The organism is Vibrio sp. 10N.239.311.G01, from assembly GCF_041465805.1.
GTDB classification, from domain to species: domain Bacteria; phylum Pseudomonadota; class Gammaproteobacteria; order Enterobacterales; family Vibrionaceae; genus Vibrio; species Vibrio crassostreae_C.
Window position 1 is genome coordinate 60602 of sequence record NZ_JBFSRM010000002.1, and the last position, 18428, is coordinate 79029.

19 protein-coding genes are annotated in these 18428 nt (G+C 44.8%); 11 read left to right on the forward strand and 8 right to left on the reverse strand.

Annotation, left to right across the window (positions count from 1 at the left end):
- Positions 1–55 precede the first annotated feature (55 nt).
- The 3 genes from AB6D06_RS01700 to AB6D06_RS01710 all read right to left on the reverse strand — a co-directional run bounded on the left by AB6D06_RS01700 (position 56) and on the right by AB6D06_RS01710 (position 4060).
- Entirely contained in the window at positions 56–1501 is a 1446-nt protein-coding gene (locus tag AB6D06_RS01700) for a sucrose-6-phosphate hydrolase (protein ID WP_372109857.1), read from the reverse strand.
- Positions 1498–2457, reverse strand: coding sequence for an aminoimidazole riboside kinase (locus AB6D06_RS01705; RefSeq protein WP_017076936.1), 960 nt, complete (start codon positions 2455–2457; stop codon positions 1498–1500). Before AB6D06_RS01705 ends, AB6D06_RS01700 begins: the two co-directional genes overlap by 4 nt.
- A gap of 163 nt (positions 2458–2620) precedes the next feature.
- Positions 2621–4060, reverse strand: a complete 1440-nt coding sequence (locus AB6D06_RS01710; RefSeq protein WP_017076937.1) for a sucrose-specific PTS transporter subunit IIBC — start codon at positions 4058–4060, stop codon at positions 2621–2623.
- A gap of 234 nt (positions 4061–4294) precedes the next feature.
- On the opposite strand from AB6D06_RS01710, the gene AB6D06_RS01715 reads away from it, so the two are divergent.
- Positions 4295–5281 carry a LacI family DNA-binding transcriptional regulator gene (locus tag AB6D06_RS01715; RefSeq protein ID WP_108093605.1) on the forward strand — a complete coding sequence of 329 codons (987 nt, stop codon included), beginning with the start codon at positions 4295–4297 and terminating at the stop codon, positions 5279–5281.
- A 135-nt stretch (positions 5282–5416) separates the two neighbouring features.
- Here AB6D06_RS01715 and AB6D06_RS01720 read toward each other — a convergent pair whose 3' ends face one another.
- The 4 genes from AB6D06_RS01720 to AB6D06_RS01735 all read right to left on the reverse strand — a co-directional run bounded on the left by AB6D06_RS01720 (position 5417) and on the right by AB6D06_RS01735 (position 9646).
- Positions 5417–6790 (reverse strand): carbohydrate porin, encoded by a 1374-nt coding sequence (locus AB6D06_RS01720; RefSeq protein ID WP_017076939.1) that lies wholly within the window; start codon positions 6788–6790, stop codon positions 5417–5419.
- 578 nt (positions 6791–7368) lie between these two features.
- Complete coding sequence (locus tag AB6D06_RS01725; RefSeq protein ID WP_372109858.1) at positions 7369–7605, reverse strand: prolyl oligopeptidase family serine peptidase; 237 nt, start codon at positions 7603–7605, stop codon at positions 7369–7371.
- A gap of 108 nt (positions 7606–7713) precedes the next feature.
- Positions 7714–8121 carry a hypothetical protein gene (locus AB6D06_RS01730; RefSeq protein ID WP_102456263.1) on the reverse strand — a complete coding sequence of 136 codons (408 nt, stop codon included), beginning with the start codon at positions 8119–8121 and terminating at the stop codon, positions 7714–7716.
- A 193-nt stretch (positions 8122–8314) separates the two neighbouring features.
- On the reverse strand, positions 8315–9646 hold the full coding sequence (locus AB6D06_RS01735) for a ferric reductase-like transmembrane domain-containing protein (protein WP_372109859.1): 1332 nt from the start codon (positions 9644–9646) through the stop codon (positions 8315–8317).
- 233 nt (positions 9647–9879) lie between these two features.
- On the opposite strand from AB6D06_RS01735, the gene AB6D06_RS01740 reads away from it, so the two are divergent.
- From AB6D06_RS01740 to AB6D06_RS01760, 5 genes are all read left to right on the forward strand, one after another.
- The gene (locus tag AB6D06_RS01740; protein ID WP_102463091.1) at positions 9880–10581 is read left to right on the forward strand and encodes a flavin reductase family protein; all 702 of its coding nucleotides are present in this window, start codon (positions 9880–9882) and stop codon (positions 10579–10581) included.
- Between the two features lie 175 nt (positions 10582–10756).
- Positions 10757–11548, forward strand: coding sequence for a CLCA_X family protein (locus AB6D06_RS01745; RefSeq protein ID WP_102445681.1), 792 nt, complete (start codon positions 10757–10759; stop codon positions 11546–11548).
- Between the two features lie 186 nt (positions 11549–11734).
- A complete protein-coding gene (locus AB6D06_RS01750) occupies positions 11735–11992 on the forward strand; it encodes a type II toxin-antitoxin system Phd/YefM family antitoxin (RefSeq protein ID WP_017061616.1) in 258 nt (85 codons plus the stop codon).
- Positions 11982–12248, forward strand: coding sequence for a Txe/YoeB family addiction module toxin (locus AB6D06_RS01755; protein WP_017061615.1), 267 nt, complete (start codon positions 11982–11984; stop codon positions 12246–12248). The genes AB6D06_RS01750 and AB6D06_RS01755 overlap by 11 nt, the downstream gene beginning before the upstream one ends.
- Before the next feature lie 31 nt (positions 12249–12279).
- Positions 12280–12603: a DUF4144 domain-containing protein gene (locus AB6D06_RS01760; protein WP_004732884.1), complete on the forward strand. Its 324-nt coding sequence runs from the start codon at positions 12280–12282 to the stop codon at positions 12601–12603.
- Between the two features lie 115 nt (positions 12604–12718).
- Here AB6D06_RS01760 and AB6D06_RS01765 read toward each other — a convergent pair whose 3' ends face one another.
- Positions 12719–14047: an anaerobic C4-dicarboxylate transporter gene (locus AB6D06_RS01765; protein WP_010432780.1), complete on the reverse strand. Its 1329-nt coding sequence runs from the start codon at positions 14045–14047 to the stop codon at positions 12719–12721.
- Positions 14048–14458: 411 nt separating this feature from the next.
- On the opposite strand from AB6D06_RS01765, the gene AB6D06_RS01770 reads away from it, so the two are divergent.
- The 5 genes from AB6D06_RS01770 (at position 14459) to AB6D06_RS01790 (ending at position 18211) form a co-directional block, all read left to right on the forward strand.
- Positions 14459–15118 carry an HAD family hydrolase gene (locus AB6D06_RS01770; protein ID WP_372109860.1) on the forward strand — a complete coding sequence of 220 codons (660 nt, stop codon included), beginning with the start codon at positions 14459–14461 and terminating at the stop codon, positions 15116–15118.
- Positions 15119–15314: 196 nt separating this feature from the next.
- Entirely contained in the window at positions 15315–15941 is a 627-nt protein-coding gene (locus AB6D06_RS01775; RefSeq protein ID WP_372109861.1) for an HD domain-containing protein, read from the forward strand.
- A 41-nt stretch (positions 15942–15982) separates the two neighbouring features.
- Complete coding sequence (locus AB6D06_RS01780) at positions 15983–16498, forward strand: GNAT family N-acetyltransferase (protein ID WP_372109862.1); 516 nt, start codon at positions 15983–15985, stop codon at positions 16496–16498.
- Positions 16499–16595: 97 nt separating this feature from the next.
- Positions 16596–17282, forward strand: a complete 687-nt coding sequence (locus tag AB6D06_RS01785; protein WP_372109863.1) for a DNA-3-methyladenine glycosylase I — start codon at positions 16596–16598, stop codon at positions 17280–17282.
- 194 nt (positions 17283–17476) lie between these two features.
- A complete protein-coding gene (locus AB6D06_RS01790; RefSeq protein WP_017071662.1) occupies positions 17477–18211 on the forward strand; it encodes a GntR family transcriptional regulator in 735 nt (244 codons plus the stop codon).
- Positions 18212–18428: the final 217 nt, after the last annotated feature.

The following is an 18428-nucleotide window of genomic DNA, read 5'->3' on the forward strand; positions in this document are numbered from 1 at the left end:
GACCAAACAAAAGCCGCTGTTGATCAGCGGCTTTCTTGATGGAGATAAGCGGAGGTTAGTTGTCCAACCCTTTAATTGGGTTCATCGAGTGATAAACGGTGTTCACGTCACCAGTCATCGACAATGAACTCAAGTCATCAATGAAGAAACGGCTGGTCATTGTGTGCTTACCGCCATTGATAAAGATTTCGATCACTGACTTATCAACATAAACCTCGATGATTTGCTTGGTGCTCAACCTCGGTGCTTTTCTCACTGAGCCAAACTCTTCCGCGTAGAGCTGAGACATCTTACTGCGATCAAGCATGAACTCCTTTTCTGTAGCACTGAACACGATGTTATCACCCGCAACGTTAGCAAGTGTAAACTCAAACTCGTCAGTATCAGTTTCGAGCTCAACCATGAAGCTGGTTGTATCCAATTCAAGAGCATTTTCAACCACCACAGCTTCACCCTGTAGCGCTTTCAATTCAGGTAAAGCAGACTGAACAAGATAGCCATCTTGGATTTGAAGTTCGCGTGGTAACGACAACATGCCCGCCCACTGATACTCATTAGATGGTGTATTAATCTCAGGTAGACCAATCCAAGCAATCAGAATACGGCGGCCTGTATCATCTAAATAAGTCTGTGGTGCATAGAAATCGAAGCCATAATCTGGCTGCGCAATATCTTGGTGGTTTTCCAGTTCTACCGAATCGAGATTTAGGCGGTCACCGACGATATAAGCCACCGAGTAGATATTTTTGAAATCGTATGGATTTTCGCTAGACACACCTTGTGGAGAAAACAGCATCACCGACTGATTCTCTATTTCAAAGAAATCTGGGCATTCCCACATATAGCCAAGGTTGTTGTAACGAGTTTGAATTGGACCTTTGTGCTGCCAATTCATCAGGTCTCGGCTGCAATATAGCGCCATAGAGCCAGTATTTTGAGGCGTTTGAGCACCCACAACCATCAGATAATCGCCGCCCTGTTTCCACACTTTTGGGTCTCGGAAATGTTCGGTGTAGTGATCGTTTTCGATAACCACGCCGTGCTTTTCTATTTTGCCGTCAGCAGACATCTTGGCAAAACATTGAGTTGGCACTCGCAACCAATTTCCATCGCGCTTGTTACCTGTAAAAAACAACAATGCATTGCCGTTTTCAACCAATGCGCCACCAGAATAAACACCGTGAGAATCGTAATCTTGGTCCGGGTGTAGGCCTATGCCGTGGTCTTCGAAATGAACGAAGTCTTTGGTTGAAAGGTGGTACCAATACTTCATGCCATGGACAGGACCAACCGGCGTCCACTGATAAAATAAGTGGTGCTCTCCATTAAAGAAACACAAGCCATTTGGGTCATTGAGCAGGCCAAACTTAGGCGCAACATGGTAGCTTGGATAGCCAGAGTCTTGTTTGCGAAGCTCTACCATCGCATCAATACTCTCTTGAGAAATATCTTCTATACGACGATATCTTTGCTCTACTGTCCAGTTCGAGTTCAAACTCATACACTCTCCTCTACGGCATTCGTATTTGAAGAGTTTTTTTGAATAAACTGAGTTAGAGCTTCTTGCGTTGGAAGTGCGGTCATTGCGCCTTTTTGCGTTGTCGCCAGTGCACCACAACCATTCGCCCACTGAATTGCAGAGTCGACGACTTGTTGATTGTTCCACTCATCATGTTGAGAAAGCTTTGCAAGCAAGCCGCCAACAAAAGCATCGCCTGCCCCTGTAGTATCCACTGGCGTCACTGAACTACCTGACATCAACACACCTTGCTTTTCAAATACTCGCCAAACACCTTTCGCACCCTGTGTAACCAGAACAAGCGTGTTGTTAAGATCTGCAATATGAGCCAAACCTTGCTCCATCGAAGTTGAACCGGTTAAGAAATCCAACTCTTCTTCAGAGAATTTAACCACATCCGCCAACTCAACCGCTTTCATTACCACAGGCTTGATTTCAGATGGATCTTGCCACACTTCATCGCGAAGGTTTGGATCGAAGCTGATGTAACCACCAGCTGCTTTCATGCGTCGGATGGCTTCAAAGGTACTGCTTCGACTTGGCTCATTAGCCAGAGAGATTGAACAGACGTGTAGCCATTCGTTTTTCTTAAATTCAGGAATGTCATCCACAGACATAAACTGGTCTGCACTTGGCTTCACCATAAACGTAAAACTGCGTTCGCCTTGGTCATCAAGGTCCACCACCACAGTTGACGTACGCTGCTCAGGATCTTTCACCAAACGTTCGGCATTCACACCTTCGTTTTGCAAAGTCACTTCCATAAATGTGCCAAACGGGTCGTTACCCACTCGGCCGAAAAAGGCGCTTTTGCCTAAAAGACGAGAAATCGCTACCGCGACATTAGCAGGAGCACCACCCGGACATTTCAACAATGTCTTATCTGTCTCCGGAATGAGGTCGACAACAGCGTCTCCAGTTACCCAAACTTGATTCATCTTTCTTACCTTAAAACTGAAAATCATGACAACCGAAAGCAAGGTGACACTTCACGCTGTCATGTAAAAATATAAAAAGGCTAGCTAAGCCAAATCACCTAGCTAGCACCCCAAAGCTTAGGAAATGAAGTGAAAAGGGGGACTTCACTTCTAGGGAGAAACGTTAAGCCGTTGCTTTAATGTTTTGTTTATTACGCTCGCGCAGGCCTAAAACAACGGTCAATGCAAAGGCAGTCACGAACGCGATAATCATGCCGACCACGTAGTAACCGATTTTTTCTGGTGATATTGAGATGATACCTGGAATACCAGCAGCACCGAGCGCTTGTGCTTTCACATTAAACATGGTGATGAATGCGCTTGAAACCGCAGCGGCACAAACCGCAGCAATGAATGGATAGCGAAGCTTCAAGTTCACACCGAACATTGCAGGCTCTGTAATACCAAGTAGTCCCGTCACACCAGAAGGAATAGCGATACTCTTCATTTTTGTATCGCGAGTCATGAAACCAACAGCCAGTGCCGCCGCCCCTTGTGACACGTTAGACATAGCCGCGATAGGGAAAATAAACGTACCACCCGTTACTGCAATGTCCGCTAATAATTGGGTTTCTATAGCGATAAAGCTATGGTGCATGCCTGTGATAACGAATGGCGCATAAATCAAGCCAAATACCGCACCACCAATAAAGCCCGCACTGTTGTATAGCCAGTTCAGACCGTCACCCAACAAGAAGCCGATATCACGAGTCAATGGACCAACAACTGTGAATGTGAGTAAGCCTGTCACAAAGATAGCCAGTAGCGGCGTTAGCAAGTTATCCAGAACTGAAGGCACGACTTTACGCAGGCCAAGTTCGATTTTCGCGAGAATAAACGCAGAAACGAGAACTGGCAGTACAGAACCTTGATAGCCAACCTTCTCTATCTCGAAGCCTAGAATGTTCCAAACCGGAATATTGCCTGCCACCGATGCGCCACCGAAGCCCCAACCGTTAAGAAGGTCTGGGTGAACCATCAACATACCTAAAGCCGCGCCAAGGTATGGGTTACCACCAAATTTCTTGCTCGCTGAGAATGCTAATAAAATAGGTAAGTACACAAAAGGTGCATTAGCAAATGTGTTGATCATGTTTGCTAGGTCGGTCAAACCCGGGTTAGCGTCAATTAAAGATTTACCATCAATGAACAAACCTTGAGCCGTCAACAGGTTGTAGATACCCATCAACAAACCACCAGCTACAATCGCAGGAATGATTGGTACAAAAATATCAGACAGGCCTTTAACCGCGCGCTGTATGATGTTTTGGTTTTCAGCTCCTGCAGACGCCACATCGTTAGTCGACATCTCAGTCATCTCAGTCAGCTTTGCCATCTCTGCATAAACTTGATTGACGATGCCTGAACCAAAGATGATTTGATATTGACCGGCTACTTTAAACTGGCCTTTGACCCCTTCTAGGTTATCAATCGCCTGTTCATCAATTTTATCTTGGTCTGCGACAGCAAGACGCAGACGAGTCGCACAATGTGCGAGTGCAGTGATATTGCTTTTACCACCTAATAGAGTGAGCAGCTCTTTTGCTATTTTTGGATAATTCATTACATACCCCATTGGATTATCATTTGAGCCTTTGAATTTTCGGGAACGTTTGCAAAACAAATTTTTGCCTAGAAATAACAAATGATCAAAGATAACTGCTCAATAGTGTGAGAATGATCTTTAAATTATCTCCCTAGGATGAGAAGAGAGGGTTAAAATCTCCTAATAAACAGGGGAATTTGATGACCAGTTTGCAAACAATCCCAAAACTAAAATGATAATGGATGATTTATAATGGCTAGTCTTCATGATGTCGCTCGTCTCGCTGGAGTTTCCAAGTCGACGGTTTCAAGAGTAATCAATGATGAGTATGGCGTAAAAGACGCGACCAAGATTAAAGTTCGCAAAGCGGTTGAAGAGTGTGGCTATCTCCCAAACCAAGTCGCTAAAGATCTAAAATCTCAGAAAACCAACCTGGTTGGCGTGATTGTTCCTAGGGTTTCTTCCCATGCTACCTCTCAAGGCGTCGACGGTTTAACCGCAGTATTAGAGCAAGCGGGCAAGCATGTTTTATTAGCGAGCACGCACCAAACACACCACAAAGAACTTGAATATATTCAGATATTTAACCAAAAGCGTGTTGAAGGCATCATCCTGTACGCGACCCACCTCGACAACCAATTGGTCAAAGCGATTCAAAGCTCTGCCGTGCCCGTGGTATTGGTTGGTCAAGACGGTTCAATGTTTAACATCCCAAGCATTGTGCACGACGATACTCGTGTAGGGTTTGAAGCAGGCAACCGCCTTATCTCGAAGGGTTGTAAATACATGGGGTTCATTGGCGTACAAGGCGATGATATTGCGGTTGATAAGATGAGATCGGAAGGCTTTGCTCAATCACTTCAATTCAACGATCTCACACTGCAGTTTCACGCCCGTGGCGACTTTACCATCGATTCTGGCTACAAGCTGGCGAAACAGTATCTCAAGGAACACACCAAGCTCGACGGCCTGTTCTGTGCCACTGACCGTATTGCAATCGGTGTGATCAGAGCGATTCAGGAAGCGGGGCTCGTTCCAGGAAAGGATATATTGGTGTTGGGTGTGGGTGACGATGAGCTCGCTTCAGTATGTACGCCAACGCTTTCTACGTTTAACTATGCGTTTGATAAAGCGGGAGAAAATGGAGCCAAGCTGCTACTCGACCGTATTGAGAAAAAAGGCTTTGAAATGAGTAAGATGGTGTTGACCTTCACCACCATTGACCGAGAGTCTTGCTAACGATTTACTTCAGAGTTCAAGTGCTCTCAAGATAAAAAAATGCCAACCTTCGAGTTGAAACGATAAGGTTGGCATTTAATGATGTGAATTTCACATCATTATTAACACTCTCTATCTAAACGATATATCAAGCAATTAGAACCAAGTTTCCATCTGCAGTGCAAATAGAACCTCACCACCCTCTCCCATTGTCGCTGCATCTGCGTCAGTGCTGATCGAGTAACCATTCAAGTCTTCACTCCAATCCACATAGCTCACAGCGAAACGCAGTTCTGGTCGGTCAAAAAAGCCAGTACTGGTTGAAAGCTTTAGTGTTGGTGCAACTGTCGCTTTGTAGAAACCGCCGTTCGCTTGCTCGGTCGCGTTGTCCAAATCCATGTACTGCAATGAACCTTCGTAAACCATCTCAAAGTTCTCTGTGAACTCTTGAGCTAATCGAACGTTTAAAGAAGCCCATGTGAACTCGTCATTCTTCTTCAGACGGTCTTGGCTATGCTCTGCCATTAATGCAGGTGCTAAACGCCAGTTGTCGCCAATGCGAGTCACACCGTAGCTAAACAGTCGAACAGCTTTTGCGTCATCCAGCAGATCACCATTTGAGCCGATGCCTTTTAGCTCTGCACCAAGGCCGCTACCCACTAACATACCCGTTTTAGAGAAGCCTTCGCTTACACCAAAGAAGTTGTCTCCATGGTACGCAAACATTGCGTGTACACCGCTTTCAGCTGCGCCAGTTAAACGACTATCGTTGTCTGCTGAGGTCATGCCGCTCAACATCACCTGCCACTGGCCAATACGGTTATTCATGGTTGCAATGTAGTTTTCTACATCGGTTGATGAGCTATCAATCTCACCAAAATCTCGGCCATAAATAGAGAAATTCGCTTTCCAGTTGTCGCTCATCTGAACGTCATAAACGCCCGCACCAGTGCCTGACAGGAAGACAATATCCGAATCGAAAAAGTGAATATCAAAGTTGTCGCGATCGAATCGTTTACCCGCCCAAAACGTTGCTTCAGAAAACGCTTCAGATTCAGAGAACATGCTCAGGCGGTTCAGTTCTGAATACACTTGTCGTACATTCAACTGGCTTTCACTGGCTGTCCATTCGTTATTTGTTTCAGTACTGTCGGCTAACATGATACGAAACAAGGCACTAGAGCCATCATCCGCAAAGCGCTTATGAATCAAGTTCGCTTCAACGTAATGATCATCTTCAACACCAAGACGTCCAATTGGAGCTCCAATGGCACCAGCTGCCGTCATGTAAGGTCCAGTGCCTGTCGCGCCATTGAGATCGTCGTTGATCAATAACCCAGAGCGAGCATAGCCGTGAAACTCAAACGAAGAAGCCTTTTCATTGGCCTCGGTGGAGACCTGCTCCGTTTGTGCAACTCTTTGTTCTAATTCATTAATGCGTTGCTCTAATGCTGCAACGTCTTCACTTGCTAATACCGATGTAGTCATTAGCCCCATTATTACAGCAACCGCTAAAGTGTGTAGTTTCATTCTGATGTTCTCACGTTAATTGTTTTGGATAAACTGCAAACGTTCCCAAAATAATTCGTAAGCGCATTTCAAGCTTATACTTTGATGTACAAGCTTAATATCGAAGAAGAAATAGAAATCACTTGTATTGATCTCTTCATACTTTGTATCTGGTTGGATGATAGATCGATACTTTCGGGAACGTTACCGAAAGTGCATAATTCTGATAACTTTGTCACAAGTGGAATTGATTAATGATCGAAAAACTGTGTCTCGCGCACATTGAAGCCTTTATCAAGGTCGTCGATAAGCTAGAGTCAATTACGCACAAAGCGTGATGAATCATACAATAACCGTCACCTTTAACTGATGAATAACTCGATTATCGAAAGTGAACACGGTTTTTTTCGATCTAATAAATGACGATCGAATCATAAAAGTGGAAGTTAGAAATGAATCCAGATACTTATGAAAGCGTCCAATTAAAAAAAGCCAAGTTGAACCTTAGTGATCAACTTAGCTTTAAATGGCTCAATGAATGCTTTCTAGCGCGTTTTCACGCCACAAAACTAGAGATTATTTGATTGGATAATGTCGCTTTAAAAAGCAATCACATGCGGTACATACTTCTCGGTATCAAAAATTGGAGCACTATGACCAACACCTTCCTCGATAAACAGCTGATTCTCAATGCCGTACTTGTCCAAAGTCTGTTTGAGGATCTGGCTTTGCGCTAAAGGCACTCGCTTATCCAGTGTTCCATGGAACTGAATGTAAGACGGAGCATTACTGTTTATATAACTGGTCGTTGAAGCTTGTGTCGCTAGCTCTGGCACTACACTTGGAATATCAATATTTGGAGTGAAAGTATGAATTCAACAGTCAGCCATCAAGATCTAAAGCTCAGCTGAAGAGAGACTAAGGTCGATGAAGTATTGAATGCGTTACTTCTTATTATTCTGCTCAACCAGCTTTTCATTCCACGCTTCGTTGCCGTCTCGCTTACTGACATCATACTCAGAACAGAACTGCGATATGGTCATGTTGTTATCGCCCGTCGCTAACTTTAATGCCAACTGAACTTGTTGAAGCTTGCTTTGAAGGCGAAGGTTTTGGCCTGCCTTTGGGCTTTTTTCTTTGGCGAACTTTAAAGCGGCGTGTTTACGCTCGGCAGCGCCAGCTCGGCGATCCGCTTCTGATAATAGATATTTTAGCTGCGCGACACTCTTGCCCTTCTTAAAGGCAGGCTCAAGCAACTCAACGCATTCATCAAATGATGGATTTATAACATACGGATCAATTTTGTGCGCTTGTTGACGCATCCACTCTAGCGCGAGCTTTTCATCTGACATTTTGCAATCTTTACCAATAAAACAGCCGTACATGGTATCGCTCAATAGCAAACCGCTGCAATAAAAAATTGAGTAACTTTTGCCTTTTTAATTAGAGCTTGTCGTTAAGTATCAATAACACCAAATCGAACCGCTGCCTTAGCCCCGCAACGAAGAGCCAAACTTGACGCTATTGATACCTCATTCGGCCTTTTTAACGCATCACAAACAGCTCTTCGTGATAATTTTGGTCAACATTGAACTTGTACGTATCGAGTTCTTTTTTAAGCGAGGTTGAGAACAACTCTGGCCCACAAAAATACAACTCATAAACGTTTAGATCACCACATTGACTCGCGATTCTCTCTGCATTTAATCGCGGAGAGTGCAAGGTATCTATTACGTTCAGCTTCACTCCGACTTGATGTGCAAGGTGCCATAATTCATCGACTAAATGCTCATCGACACCACGGGTACAGTAAAACAGTTCAATTCGAGGATGAGTTTTCTCTGTTTTGAGCGCTTCAAGCGTTGCAAAAAACGACGCTATTCCGACACCACCAGCAATCCAAATTTGTGGCTTATTTAGGCCAAACTCAAGTCGACCATAAGGCCCTTCCACCGTAACCGCATCGCCCGCCTTTACTCGCTCAACTAACCCATTAGTAAAATCACCCAACTCTTTAATCAAGAAACGTACTTCTGAATCTTCGCTACCTGACACAATAGTAAACGGATGAGGATCTTCATTACCAAAGCGTAAGTACGCAAACTGCCCTGCTTTGTGTCCTCGCCATGATGTACTTGGCTTTAGCACTAACTCCATCACTTCAGCTTTGGGAAAGTAGCGAGTGGAAACGACAGAAGCAGAGTGACGATTACGACGCCCTACAAAGCCCAATAAACTGTAAATCGCCGCAACAGACCCAACCAAAGCAAATGCCACTGTTAGGTAGTAAATTGGTTCGCCCCAATAGGCATGTTTGAGCAGTAATACTGAGTGAAAAGCGATCAATAGGTACGCGACCGACATAAAACGATGTGACAGTTTAAACGGTTTGTATTTCACTGCCGCCCACAACGACGCCACCAGTAAAACAAGTAATAAGTAAAAGCCCCACTCTCCAATGTTTTCAGCAAAGCCGTGGAGTCCATTGACCCATGCTTCCCAACCAGACAATGTTCTTGCAGGGCCTGAACCATCGTGTCGAACAGGCTTAGCCAACACTTCAGACATCACTAGCCACTTGGGAATCTGGTACCACAACCAGTGTGTCACACCCATTGCAACGCCGCCTATACCTAACCATTTGTGGACTCGATACGCTTTATCCATACCGTTGAGCCAATTCTCAACCATAGGCAAACGCATCGCCAAGATCATGGTGATGGACATTAACATCAGAGACAAAATACCCGAGTACTGAATCATGGCAGAGCGCCATTCAAATACGTTGTTTGAAGCGAAGAGTTGCGGTTCCATCGCAAACCAAAAGGCTGACATTGTGGCAATCATTGCCCAGATGATATTGCGGACTGATTTCATTTTTTAACACTCATAAAGACGACATCATTACTTTAGCTTGCGTGATGTAAAGCGACGTCAACATAGGTAAATCTATGCAAAGGATCTCGCCCGTTGTGCAGTAGCAGAGATAAAAGAGACAGGCTGCCCACGCCCAAACCAACCACTCTGCTGATCGATAAAGGATGCTTCTGCGTAAATATGAGTTGGTTAGTGAACAAGTCGTCGAAATAAAAGTGAGAAGAAGAGAAAATATGAAGGAAATGACCCTTTCAAGACAAGATATCCAAGCAATGGATCAACGTGAGCGCGCTCGTTTAATTAATTCCTTATCGGGGTTCAAAAGCGCTAACCTTATTGGCACTTGCGATAAACAAGGGCTAGAAAATCTTGCTGTGGTGAGCTCTGTGGTTCACCTAGGGTCAAATCCCCCCTTGTTTGGCTTCATCGTCCGACCTGCAGAAAGTCGCCGTCATACATTAGAGAACATCCTGGAAACTAAACATTTCACCATCAACAGCATCGGTGCGGGCTTTGTTCAAAAAGCCCATCAAACTTCCGCTCGTTATCCTAAATCAATCTCAGAGTTTAACGCGGTCGGTCTCACGTCCTATTACGATGATGTGTTCCCTGCTCCGTTTGTCTTGGAAAGTCCTCTGAAAATAGGCTTGGCTTTCAAAGAACAAATCACAATTGAAAGTAACCAAACTCAAATGTTGATTGGTGAAGTTGTTACAATTCACGCGCCAAAACGTGCCGTGATGCCGGACGGCTACCTAGATTTAGAAGCGTTAGATTTAGTCACTATTTCTGGGCTAGACAGCTATCATGTCACGCAGAGGCTACATCGTTTAAGCTATGCCAAGCCAAATAAGCCGCTGTTTCCACTGACCCACGAAGGTAGCCCAACCTCATGGGAAGCTTTCGAACACAATCTAACTCATTTTGTTCGGTAATTTACTCACAAAGGTGCTAACTTTCGTTCATAAATACTATTCATAACGGTGTGGTTTAAAGAATAAAGTTCAATGGTCAGCATCCGATAAGAATGCTCCACTTAATTCTCATCTAACATCTTTATTTCCACCGAACACCTTTATTTCCACCTAACCTCTTTCTCCAAGGACCCCTTTGAAGTTAACCCACTTTAAATACAAAACGCGCAAAGGCCCAGACTACCGACATGGCGATCAGGTGTCATTCATGGACATCAAACAGACCTTCGGTATGGGCAGCATTCGTGTGGGCGCTTGGGTAACGAAAGAAGAGAAAGAGCTAGCCGCGAATCTGATATTCGACTCGTTAGCCGACTTGGCTTACATCCTGGCTTTGCCACCAGAAGCAATTGGCCTTCGCGGCACATTAGGCTTAGCTTTCGGAAGTGGCGGAAGAAAAGGCGTACAAGCACACTACGCACCAAATCAAAGAGAGTTAGCCCTTGCTAAGAATGCAGGAGCTGGTGCGCTCGCCCACGAGTTCTGGCATGCATTTGACCACTACATCGCAGAGAAAGCATTTGAGATTGGCGATACCTCCGGCCCTCGTAAGCAAATCTTGTTCGCCAGTGACTGTTGGTTACACGATAGAAAGGTGCGACCTCACCCATTAAACGAGAGTTTGATGTCTGTGTTCGATGCCACACTACTCAGCGACAACAACCTAGATAAACACGACTACGTTGCACGCAGTGTTATTGCCGACAAAGCGACGTCTACCCGCTACTTCTCACTACCCACAGAAATGATGGCGCGTGCCTTTGAAGCTACGATTGAGTCCTGCTCAGATATCGAGAATTCTTACTTAGTCGATGGCACGACCAAACCGGATATGTTCCCTCTCTATCCAGACCTCACGCATCGCAAAGAGATTTATCAAGCGCTGCAAGGTTACTTCGCGCCGTTGGGCCGATCTTTAAGTAAATAGCATTTTGAGTCAGTAACACTCTGCAGATTTACAATGAGTGACATGTACCATAAGTTGATCATGTATAATCTCTGAGATAACATGTACAACAAGCGGAACATGTACAATAGTTAATTCATGAATGATTAACTATTCTGTGTATATTGAAAGATTAAACATATCCAAAAACAACAGGGTAAATAAGTGATGAATATTGTTTCTTTTACTGAGGCAAGAAATAGCCTTAAGTCTGTGCTCGATAGAGTGGTAGACGATTCTGATGTTACGGTAATAACCAGACGAGATTCAGAAGATGCAGTGGTCATGTCTCTTGATCATTTTAATTCAATGCAAGAAACCTTGTACCTTATGAGCTCGCCTAAAAACGCTGAAAGATTGGCTGAATCTATTGCTCAACTCGAAGCCGGAAATACAACCGTTCGAGAATTGAATAATGACGAATGATCGAAAGATTGTATTTACAGATAATGCTTGGGAAGATTACCTATACTGGCAAACCCAAGACAAGAAAACGCTCAAGAAACTAAATAAGTTGATTGAAGCCGCCAAAAGAACGCCCTTTGAAGGGATTGGAAAGCCGGAGCCACTAGTCGGCAACCTGTCTAGCTTTTGGTCAAGACGAATCGATGACAAGAATCGATTAGTGTATAAAGCAGATGACGATAACTTTTACATAATTGCTTGTCGTCACCACTATTAAAAGCAGTAAGCAGCACATAGAAAGGGCAGTAATGATCAGTTGGCCATCTTTGGTAAAGCTCGACGGTGATGATGAGCTTATTTACGTCGCGTCCGAGAACGATTTTCAGGCAGAATGCTCAGACATGATCTTGGGCGAAGAGGATTACCTCATCGATTCAGTTGGCGACAGCTATTCGCTTCAATCGAGTTCTAACCAACTGTCTCTAGCTAAACGAGCCAACCAGTATTCGGTTGAAAGCGTGACCAAACTGATTCGAAATCACGAGTTCCAAAAAGCAGAAGTGTGCCTGATGAAGATCCACTTCCTAACGATCGAAGAAGCGATTCAGTCTTTGGCTTTTGAGCCTCGCTAATACTGCTTAAGAGCTCGTATCAAAGCTAATTCCCAAGACAGATTAAACAAAAACAGCGCCAATTCAGGCGCTGTTTTTCGTTGTTGTCTTAGCTATCTCAAAGAAAGCTAATACATTAAGCGATAAAAATCTGTGCCAGTGCGTAGCCTAAGCAACATGCGCCTACTACACCGATTAAACCAACCGACATGAATGAATGGTTGAAGTACCACTTACCAATCTTGGTGGTGCCAGAGACATCGAAGTTCACCGTTGCGATATCTGATGGGTAGTTCGGGATGAAGAAGTAGCCGTAAACCGCTGGCATCAAGCCGATAAGCAGGGCTGGGTCTAGTCCTAATCCAAGCCCAACAGGCAGCATCATACGTGCAGTAGCGGCTTGCGAGTTCACCACAACCGATACAATGAATAGCGCTAGTGCAAACGTCCATGGGTAGTTGGTCACCATTTCCACGATGCCAGACTTGAACTGAGGCATTGCGTATTGGAAGTAGGTATCCGACATCCAAGCGATACCGAAGATAGCAATCGCCGCCACCATACCCGATTTGAATACCACGCCGTTTGGCACATCACGTGGGTCAGTTTTGGTCGCCAGCAAGATGATACCGCCGAAGCAGAGCATCATCATTTGGATGATCACCGACATCTTGATTGGCTTGTCTCCGTCAACGATGGTTCTGATTTCAGGCACCATCGCCACGATAACAATCACGACAATTGAAAGTAGGAAAATCAATACCGCATTACGAGCCGAAGTTGGAAGCACTTCATCCAAAGACGTCGCCGTGGTGCTTTCGATACGCTTTTTCCACTCAGGATCTTTTAGGCGCGCTTGATATTCAGGATCGTCATTCAGTTCTTTGCCGCGTTTCAAGCTGTACAAAGAAAGCAAAAACGTACCAAATAAGGTTGCAGGTACCGTCACCATCAAAATGGAAAGCAGAGTAATAGAATGTTGAATATCAGAAAGCTGCGCGAGGTAGTACACCACAGCGGCTGAAATTGGAGATGCGGTAATAGCTAGTTGAGACGCAACTGACGCTGCCGCCATTGGACGCTCAGGACGAATACCGTTCTTCAGTGCAACATCGCCAATGATCGGCATGATGGAGTAAACCGCGTGGCCAGTACCCAATAAGAAAGTCATCGAGTAAGTCACGAACGGAGCTATCAGGGTAACGCGTTTCGGGTTCTTTCTAAGCACCCTTTCCGCCACTTGCAGCATGTATTTCAAACCACCTGCCGCTTCGAGAATCGAAGCACAAGTAACAACGGCGAGGATGATCAGCATCACGGTGACAGGTGGAGACGTTGGTGGCATCTTGAAGACAAACACCTCAATAACCAAACCAATACCAGAAACAACACCTAAGCCAATACCGCCATACCGAGATCCGATATAAAGGACGACTAATAAAAATAGAAACTCAAAATACAACATAAGCAACCCTGCTAAAAATGTGGACTAATGTTATTTTCTCCCTAAGCTCAGCCATTTACTTATTGCTTGGTCACACTATGATTGCAGGCTCCCGGTAATTGTTTTTTATAAGATTATGGTCACGTAAACAGACCTGTAAGTTTATGAAATGTAATAAGAAGCCAGACGCACAAGCTAGATTTGTTATGTGGAATAATCATAATTGTTTCTGTTAGATCTGGATGGCCTATAAAACACAAGGCTCATAACTGAACGATATTATTTCAACCACAACCAATCACATTTAAGGTCATGCAGAAGCATATTGCCGAGCCGATTGGATATATTCTTACTGAACGTTGACTCGCCTATCACTAGACACTATGTCAAAATACCCGCCCTCACGATGACAACACATTAAGAACCACGGATATGAATTTTCAAGCTGCTATTTTTGATATGGATGGGCTGCTGCTCGACACCGAGCGACTTTGTATGCAGGTTTTTGAAGAAGCATGTCACGCGCAAGGTGTTCCGTTTTTGCAAGATGTCTACCTAGGCATCATTGGTTGTAACGCAAAAACCATCGAACAGATTTTTCGAAATGGTTACGGTGAAGGGTTAGATTACCCAGCGCTGAATAATGAATGGCGCACCCGCTACAGTGCAATTGTTAAAAACCAAGCAATCCCAGTAAAAGATGGCGTGATTGAACTACTTGAATGGCTAAAATCGAATGACATTCCAATCGCGGTGGCGACCTCCACTCAGCTTGATATCGCGAAGAAGAAGCTTGAGCTGGCTGGCCTAGATTCTTACTTCACTTCATTAAGCACAGGCTGCGAAGTGACTCACGGCAAGCCTCACCCAGAGATTTACTTGCTGGCGGCTGAACGCCTAGGTGTTGCGCCTGAAACCTGCCTAGCGTTCGAAGATTCGAACAACGGAATTCGCGCTTCTGTGGCAGCCAACATGATCAGCTTCCAGATCCCTGATTTAGTAGAGCCATGTGACGAAGTGAAAGCGCTTGGTCACACGATCAGCCCGTCACTGCATCATGTATTGGCGCAGCTTCAACAAGCCACTGCATAAGCTCTGATTACCGTTAATAGCGCTTTAATCAACACAGAATAACCTTTCTATTAAGCCGACTCACTGAGTCGGTTTTTTTTGTGGGTATTCCTTTTATAAAAGATAAAAAATCGCGCTAGAAACTGTTAAAGTCGATATGAAACGACACTGATCGATAAGCAACATTGATAACGTCTAAAAATGGAGAAAGAGACGCGTGATTGAAAAACTTGAAAGCCAACTGCTTGATTTTGCACAACAAGAAATGATACAAGATGCGGCGCATGATATCAGCCACATCAAGCGAGTAGTCAAAACTGCTAAGGCTTTATGTACTCAAGAAAAAGCTAAGCTTGAGGTCGTTCTGCCTGCTGCTTACCTTCATGATTGTTTCACCTTTCCCAAGAATCACCCAGACAGAGCCAAAAGCTCGCAAATGGCAGCAGACAAGGCGATCTCTTTCCTCAAATCTATCGAGTATCCCGCGTCCTATCTTGATGAGATCCATCATGCGATTGTCACGCATAGTTACAGCGCTAACATCACACCAGAAACCTTGGAAGCTCAAATCGTCCAAGATGCTGATCGCCTAGATTCTCTCGGTGCAATTGGTATTGCTCGTTGCCTATACGTCGGCCAAAGCTTTAACGCTGAACTCTATAACCACCAAGATCCGTTCGCGAAGCAACGTGAGTTGGATGACAAGCACTACAGCGTCGACCATTTCTACGTGAAGCTGTTCAAGCTCGCTGAAACCATGAATACAGAATCCGCCAAGTTAGAAGCCAACAAGCGCACCGACTACATGCGCGGTTTTCTAGAACAGTTGGGCGCAGAAGTTTAACGGATTAAAAAAGAGACACGCGATAAGGGAGAGAGAAGGATATGGAAATAAACCGCTTTAAAGCCTCCGATGCCAATGAGATCGTCACTTGGTTCACATCACTCGAAGACTATGTACTGTGGGGCGGACGAACCTTTGGTTGGCCGTTAGAAGCCGCCTCCATCATCGAACGCTCTCAAGAGCCACATGTCGAGTTATATACCTTCTCTGAAACTCATTCATTACCTGAACCGAACTCAGACACCAAAAGTAATGACTTACTTGGCTTTATGGAATTTCAGCGTATGTCAGACAATGAACTTCGCTTCTGCCGAGTCGCGATTCACCCAAGCCAACGTGGTAAAGGGCTTGGGCAATCCATGATAGAAAGTGCATTAGAAGCGGCGAAAGAAATGCCAGATGTCACCACCATCACCTTAGCGGTATTTAAGCAAAACCACGGCGCAAAACGCTGCTACGACAAAGCAGGCTTTCAGGTGGTCGACAAAGAGCCGAGCGTGAAAGAGTTCAATGGTAAAACATGGCCCTTGTATCAAATGGAATTGAAACTCTCTTAATTGGCTTTCATTTGATTTGAAGACAATGGCTTAAGCTCCTTTTCATATAGAAATTAGTCCCCATATCATAAAGAATCGCTTTAGTTTGGAACCTCCAATGACCCAAGAGAAATTCGACACCATTTACCAACGTGCAGCTCACCGCAAAGGCGGAGCGGCCGAACTCGAAAAAATTGTTCGAGCGCCCCTTTCACAAGCCGAGCTATCACAAATCACCGACGATCGTTGGCTAGCCGCCTTTACCGAAAAGGTATTCCAATGTGGCATTTCATGGAATGTGGTGAGAAAAAAATGGCCGCAATTCGAAGAAGTGTTCTTTGAATTCGACATCGAAAAAATGCTAATGCTGCCGAACGAGATGTGGGAACAGAAAGCGCAAGACCCACGCATTATTCGTCACCTGACTAAGGTAATGACTATCCCTGCCAATGCCACCATGATTCACAACGCCAAGCGTGAAGCGGATTCCTTCTCACAAATGGTTGCCGACTGGCCATCAGAACGAATTACAGAACTTTGGGATTATCTGAAGAAACACGGTAAGCGATTAGGTGGTAACACAGGTGCTTACACCTTGCGCCAAATGGGAAAAGACACGTTTATCTTATCTTCTGACGTTGAAGCGCACCTGCGCAGCACAGATGTGATTGATAGCGGTCGTAACACCAAGCGAGCACAACTGGCAGCGGGTAAAGCCTTCAACGAATGGCAGCAACAGTCAGGTCGTAGCCTGAGCGAAATCAGCCAGATCGTGGCGTACAGCTGCGGCGATAATCGCGTCTAGTTTTAGGGCGAATGACTTAAAGCTCAAGATTGCACACAGTTCCCTGCAAACTAAATGTTATAAGTCATTAACAAATAAGCGTGCATCGCACTTTCATCCAGTGGCATTGTATAGATAAATGTATACAATATAGAGTAATACTCATGAATTATTCTCGACCAACCCAACTCGACTAAACAAGGGCCCTTATCTCTATGACAGCTCTCAAAAACTCTGTCTCCAAAGGTGTAAAAACGAAAGTAACAGGCCAGACTCAAGACGATGTTGTTTACTGCCACATCTTCGACGCGATACTAGAACAAAGGCTGCCACCAGCCACCAAATTAAGCGAAGAAGCGTTAGCAGAAATCTTTAGCGTTAGCCGCACCATTATCCGCCGTGCCTTACTGCGTCTTTCTTTAGAACAAGTTGTGGTGATCCGTCCTAACCGAGGAGCCGTGATTGCTGCGCCAACGGTTGACGAAGCCAAACAAATCTTTAAAGCACGTGAAGTGATGGAAATTGCTATCACTGAGCTGGCGGTGAAAAACGCAACCAAAGCTCAAATAGAAGAATGCAGAAAATTAGTCGCGAAAGAGAACTGTGCCTTCGACCAAGGCGATTACGGCTCTGGCCTACGTTTGTCTGGTGAGTTCCACATCAAATTGGCTGAAATGGCAGAGAACGCGCCACTGCTGGCTTTCCAACGCAGCTTGGTATCGCAAACTTCACTGCTGATCGCTCAGTACGAAACGGGCAACCACTCGAACTGTTCTCTAGACGAACACTCAGGCTTACTGGATGCGATAGAGTCAGGCAATGAACAACAAGCCGTAGAGTTGATGCAAGAACACCTAAGCCATATTCGTTCGAAGCTCAACCTAGACAGCAGCACAGCTTCTAGTGATCTGCATGTCGTGTTCTCAGATCTGCTTAAGAGTAAGTCATAGACGATTCAACAAACGATTGATAACCATCTGTTAACAACTTTTTGTTAACAGCTTTTCGTTAACAAAATTGGAGAGAAGTAAGCCCCTGCGTTTGCTTCTCTTTTTTATGCCCTCTCACCTAAAAATAAAGACGACGATCGGCTCACATCCATCTAAAACACTGTCTATTCTAGCCTCAACAACGATCTTAGCCTCTACAGAATCACTCCCAACAGTG

Bases quoted from the DNA above. Each gene is read 5' to 3' on its own strand.
- AB6D06_RS01760 (WP_004732884.1), top strand. From the start codon at position 12,280: ATGATCAGTTGGCCATCTTTGGTAAAGCTCGACGGTGATGATGAGCTT.
- AB6D06_RS01720 (WP_017076939.1), bottom strand. From the start codon at position 6,790: ATGAAACTACACACTTTAGCGGTTGCTGTAATAATGGGGCTAATGACT.
- AB6D06_RS01730 (WP_102456263.1), bottom strand. From the start codon at position 8,121: ATGTCAGATGAAAAGCTCGCGCTAGAGTGGATGCGTCAACAAGCGCAC.
- AB6D06_RS01715 (WP_108093605.1), top strand. From the start codon at position 4,295: ATGGCTAGTCTTCATGATGTCGCTCGTCTCGCTGGAGTTTCCAAGTCG.
- AB6D06_RS01735 (WP_372109859.1), bottom strand. From the start codon at position 9,646: ATGAAATCAGTCCGCAATATCATCTGGGCAATGATTGCCACAATGTCA.
- AB6D06_RS01700 (WP_372109857.1), bottom strand. From the start codon at position 1,501: ATGAGTTTGAACTCGAACTGGACAGTAGAGCAAAGATATCGTCGTATA.
- AB6D06_RS01705 (WP_017076936.1), bottom strand. From the start codon at position 2,457: ATGAATCAAGTTTGGGTAACTGGAGACGCTGTTGTCGACCTCATTCCG.
- AB6D06_RS01780 (WP_372109862.1), top strand. From the start codon at position 15,983: ATGGAAATAAACCGCTTTAAAGCCTCCGATGCCAATGAGATCGTCACT.
- AB6D06_RS01710 (WP_017076937.1), bottom strand. From the start codon at position 4,060: ATGAATTATCCAAAAATAGCAAAAGAGCTGCTCACTCTATTAGGTGGT.
- AB6D06_RS01785 (WP_372109863.1), top strand. From the start codon at position 16,596: ATGACCCAAGAGAAATTCGACACCATTTACCAACGTGCAGCTCACCGC.
- AB6D06_RS01790 (WP_017071662.1), top strand. From the start codon at position 17,477: ATGACAGCTCTCAAAAACTCTGTCTCCAAAGGTGTAAAAACGAAAGTA.
- AB6D06_RS01755 (WP_017061615.1), top strand. From the start codon at position 11,982: ATGACGAATGATCGAAAGATTGTATTTACAGATAATGCTTGGGAAGAT.
- AB6D06_RS01750 (WP_017061616.1), top strand. From the start codon at position 11,735: ATGAATATTGTTTCTTTTACTGAGGCAAGAAATAGCCTTAAGTCTGTG.
- AB6D06_RS01770 (WP_372109860.1), top strand. From the start codon at position 14,459: ATGAATTTTCAAGCTGCTATTTTTGATATGGATGGGCTGCTGCTCGAC.
- AB6D06_RS01765 (WP_010432780.1), bottom strand. From the start codon at position 14,047: ATGTTGTATTTTGAGTTTCTATTTTTATTAGTCGTCCTTTATATCGGA.
- AB6D06_RS01740 (WP_102463091.1), top strand. From the start codon at position 9,880: ATGAAGGAAATGACCCTTTCAAGACAAGATATCCAAGCAATGGATCAA.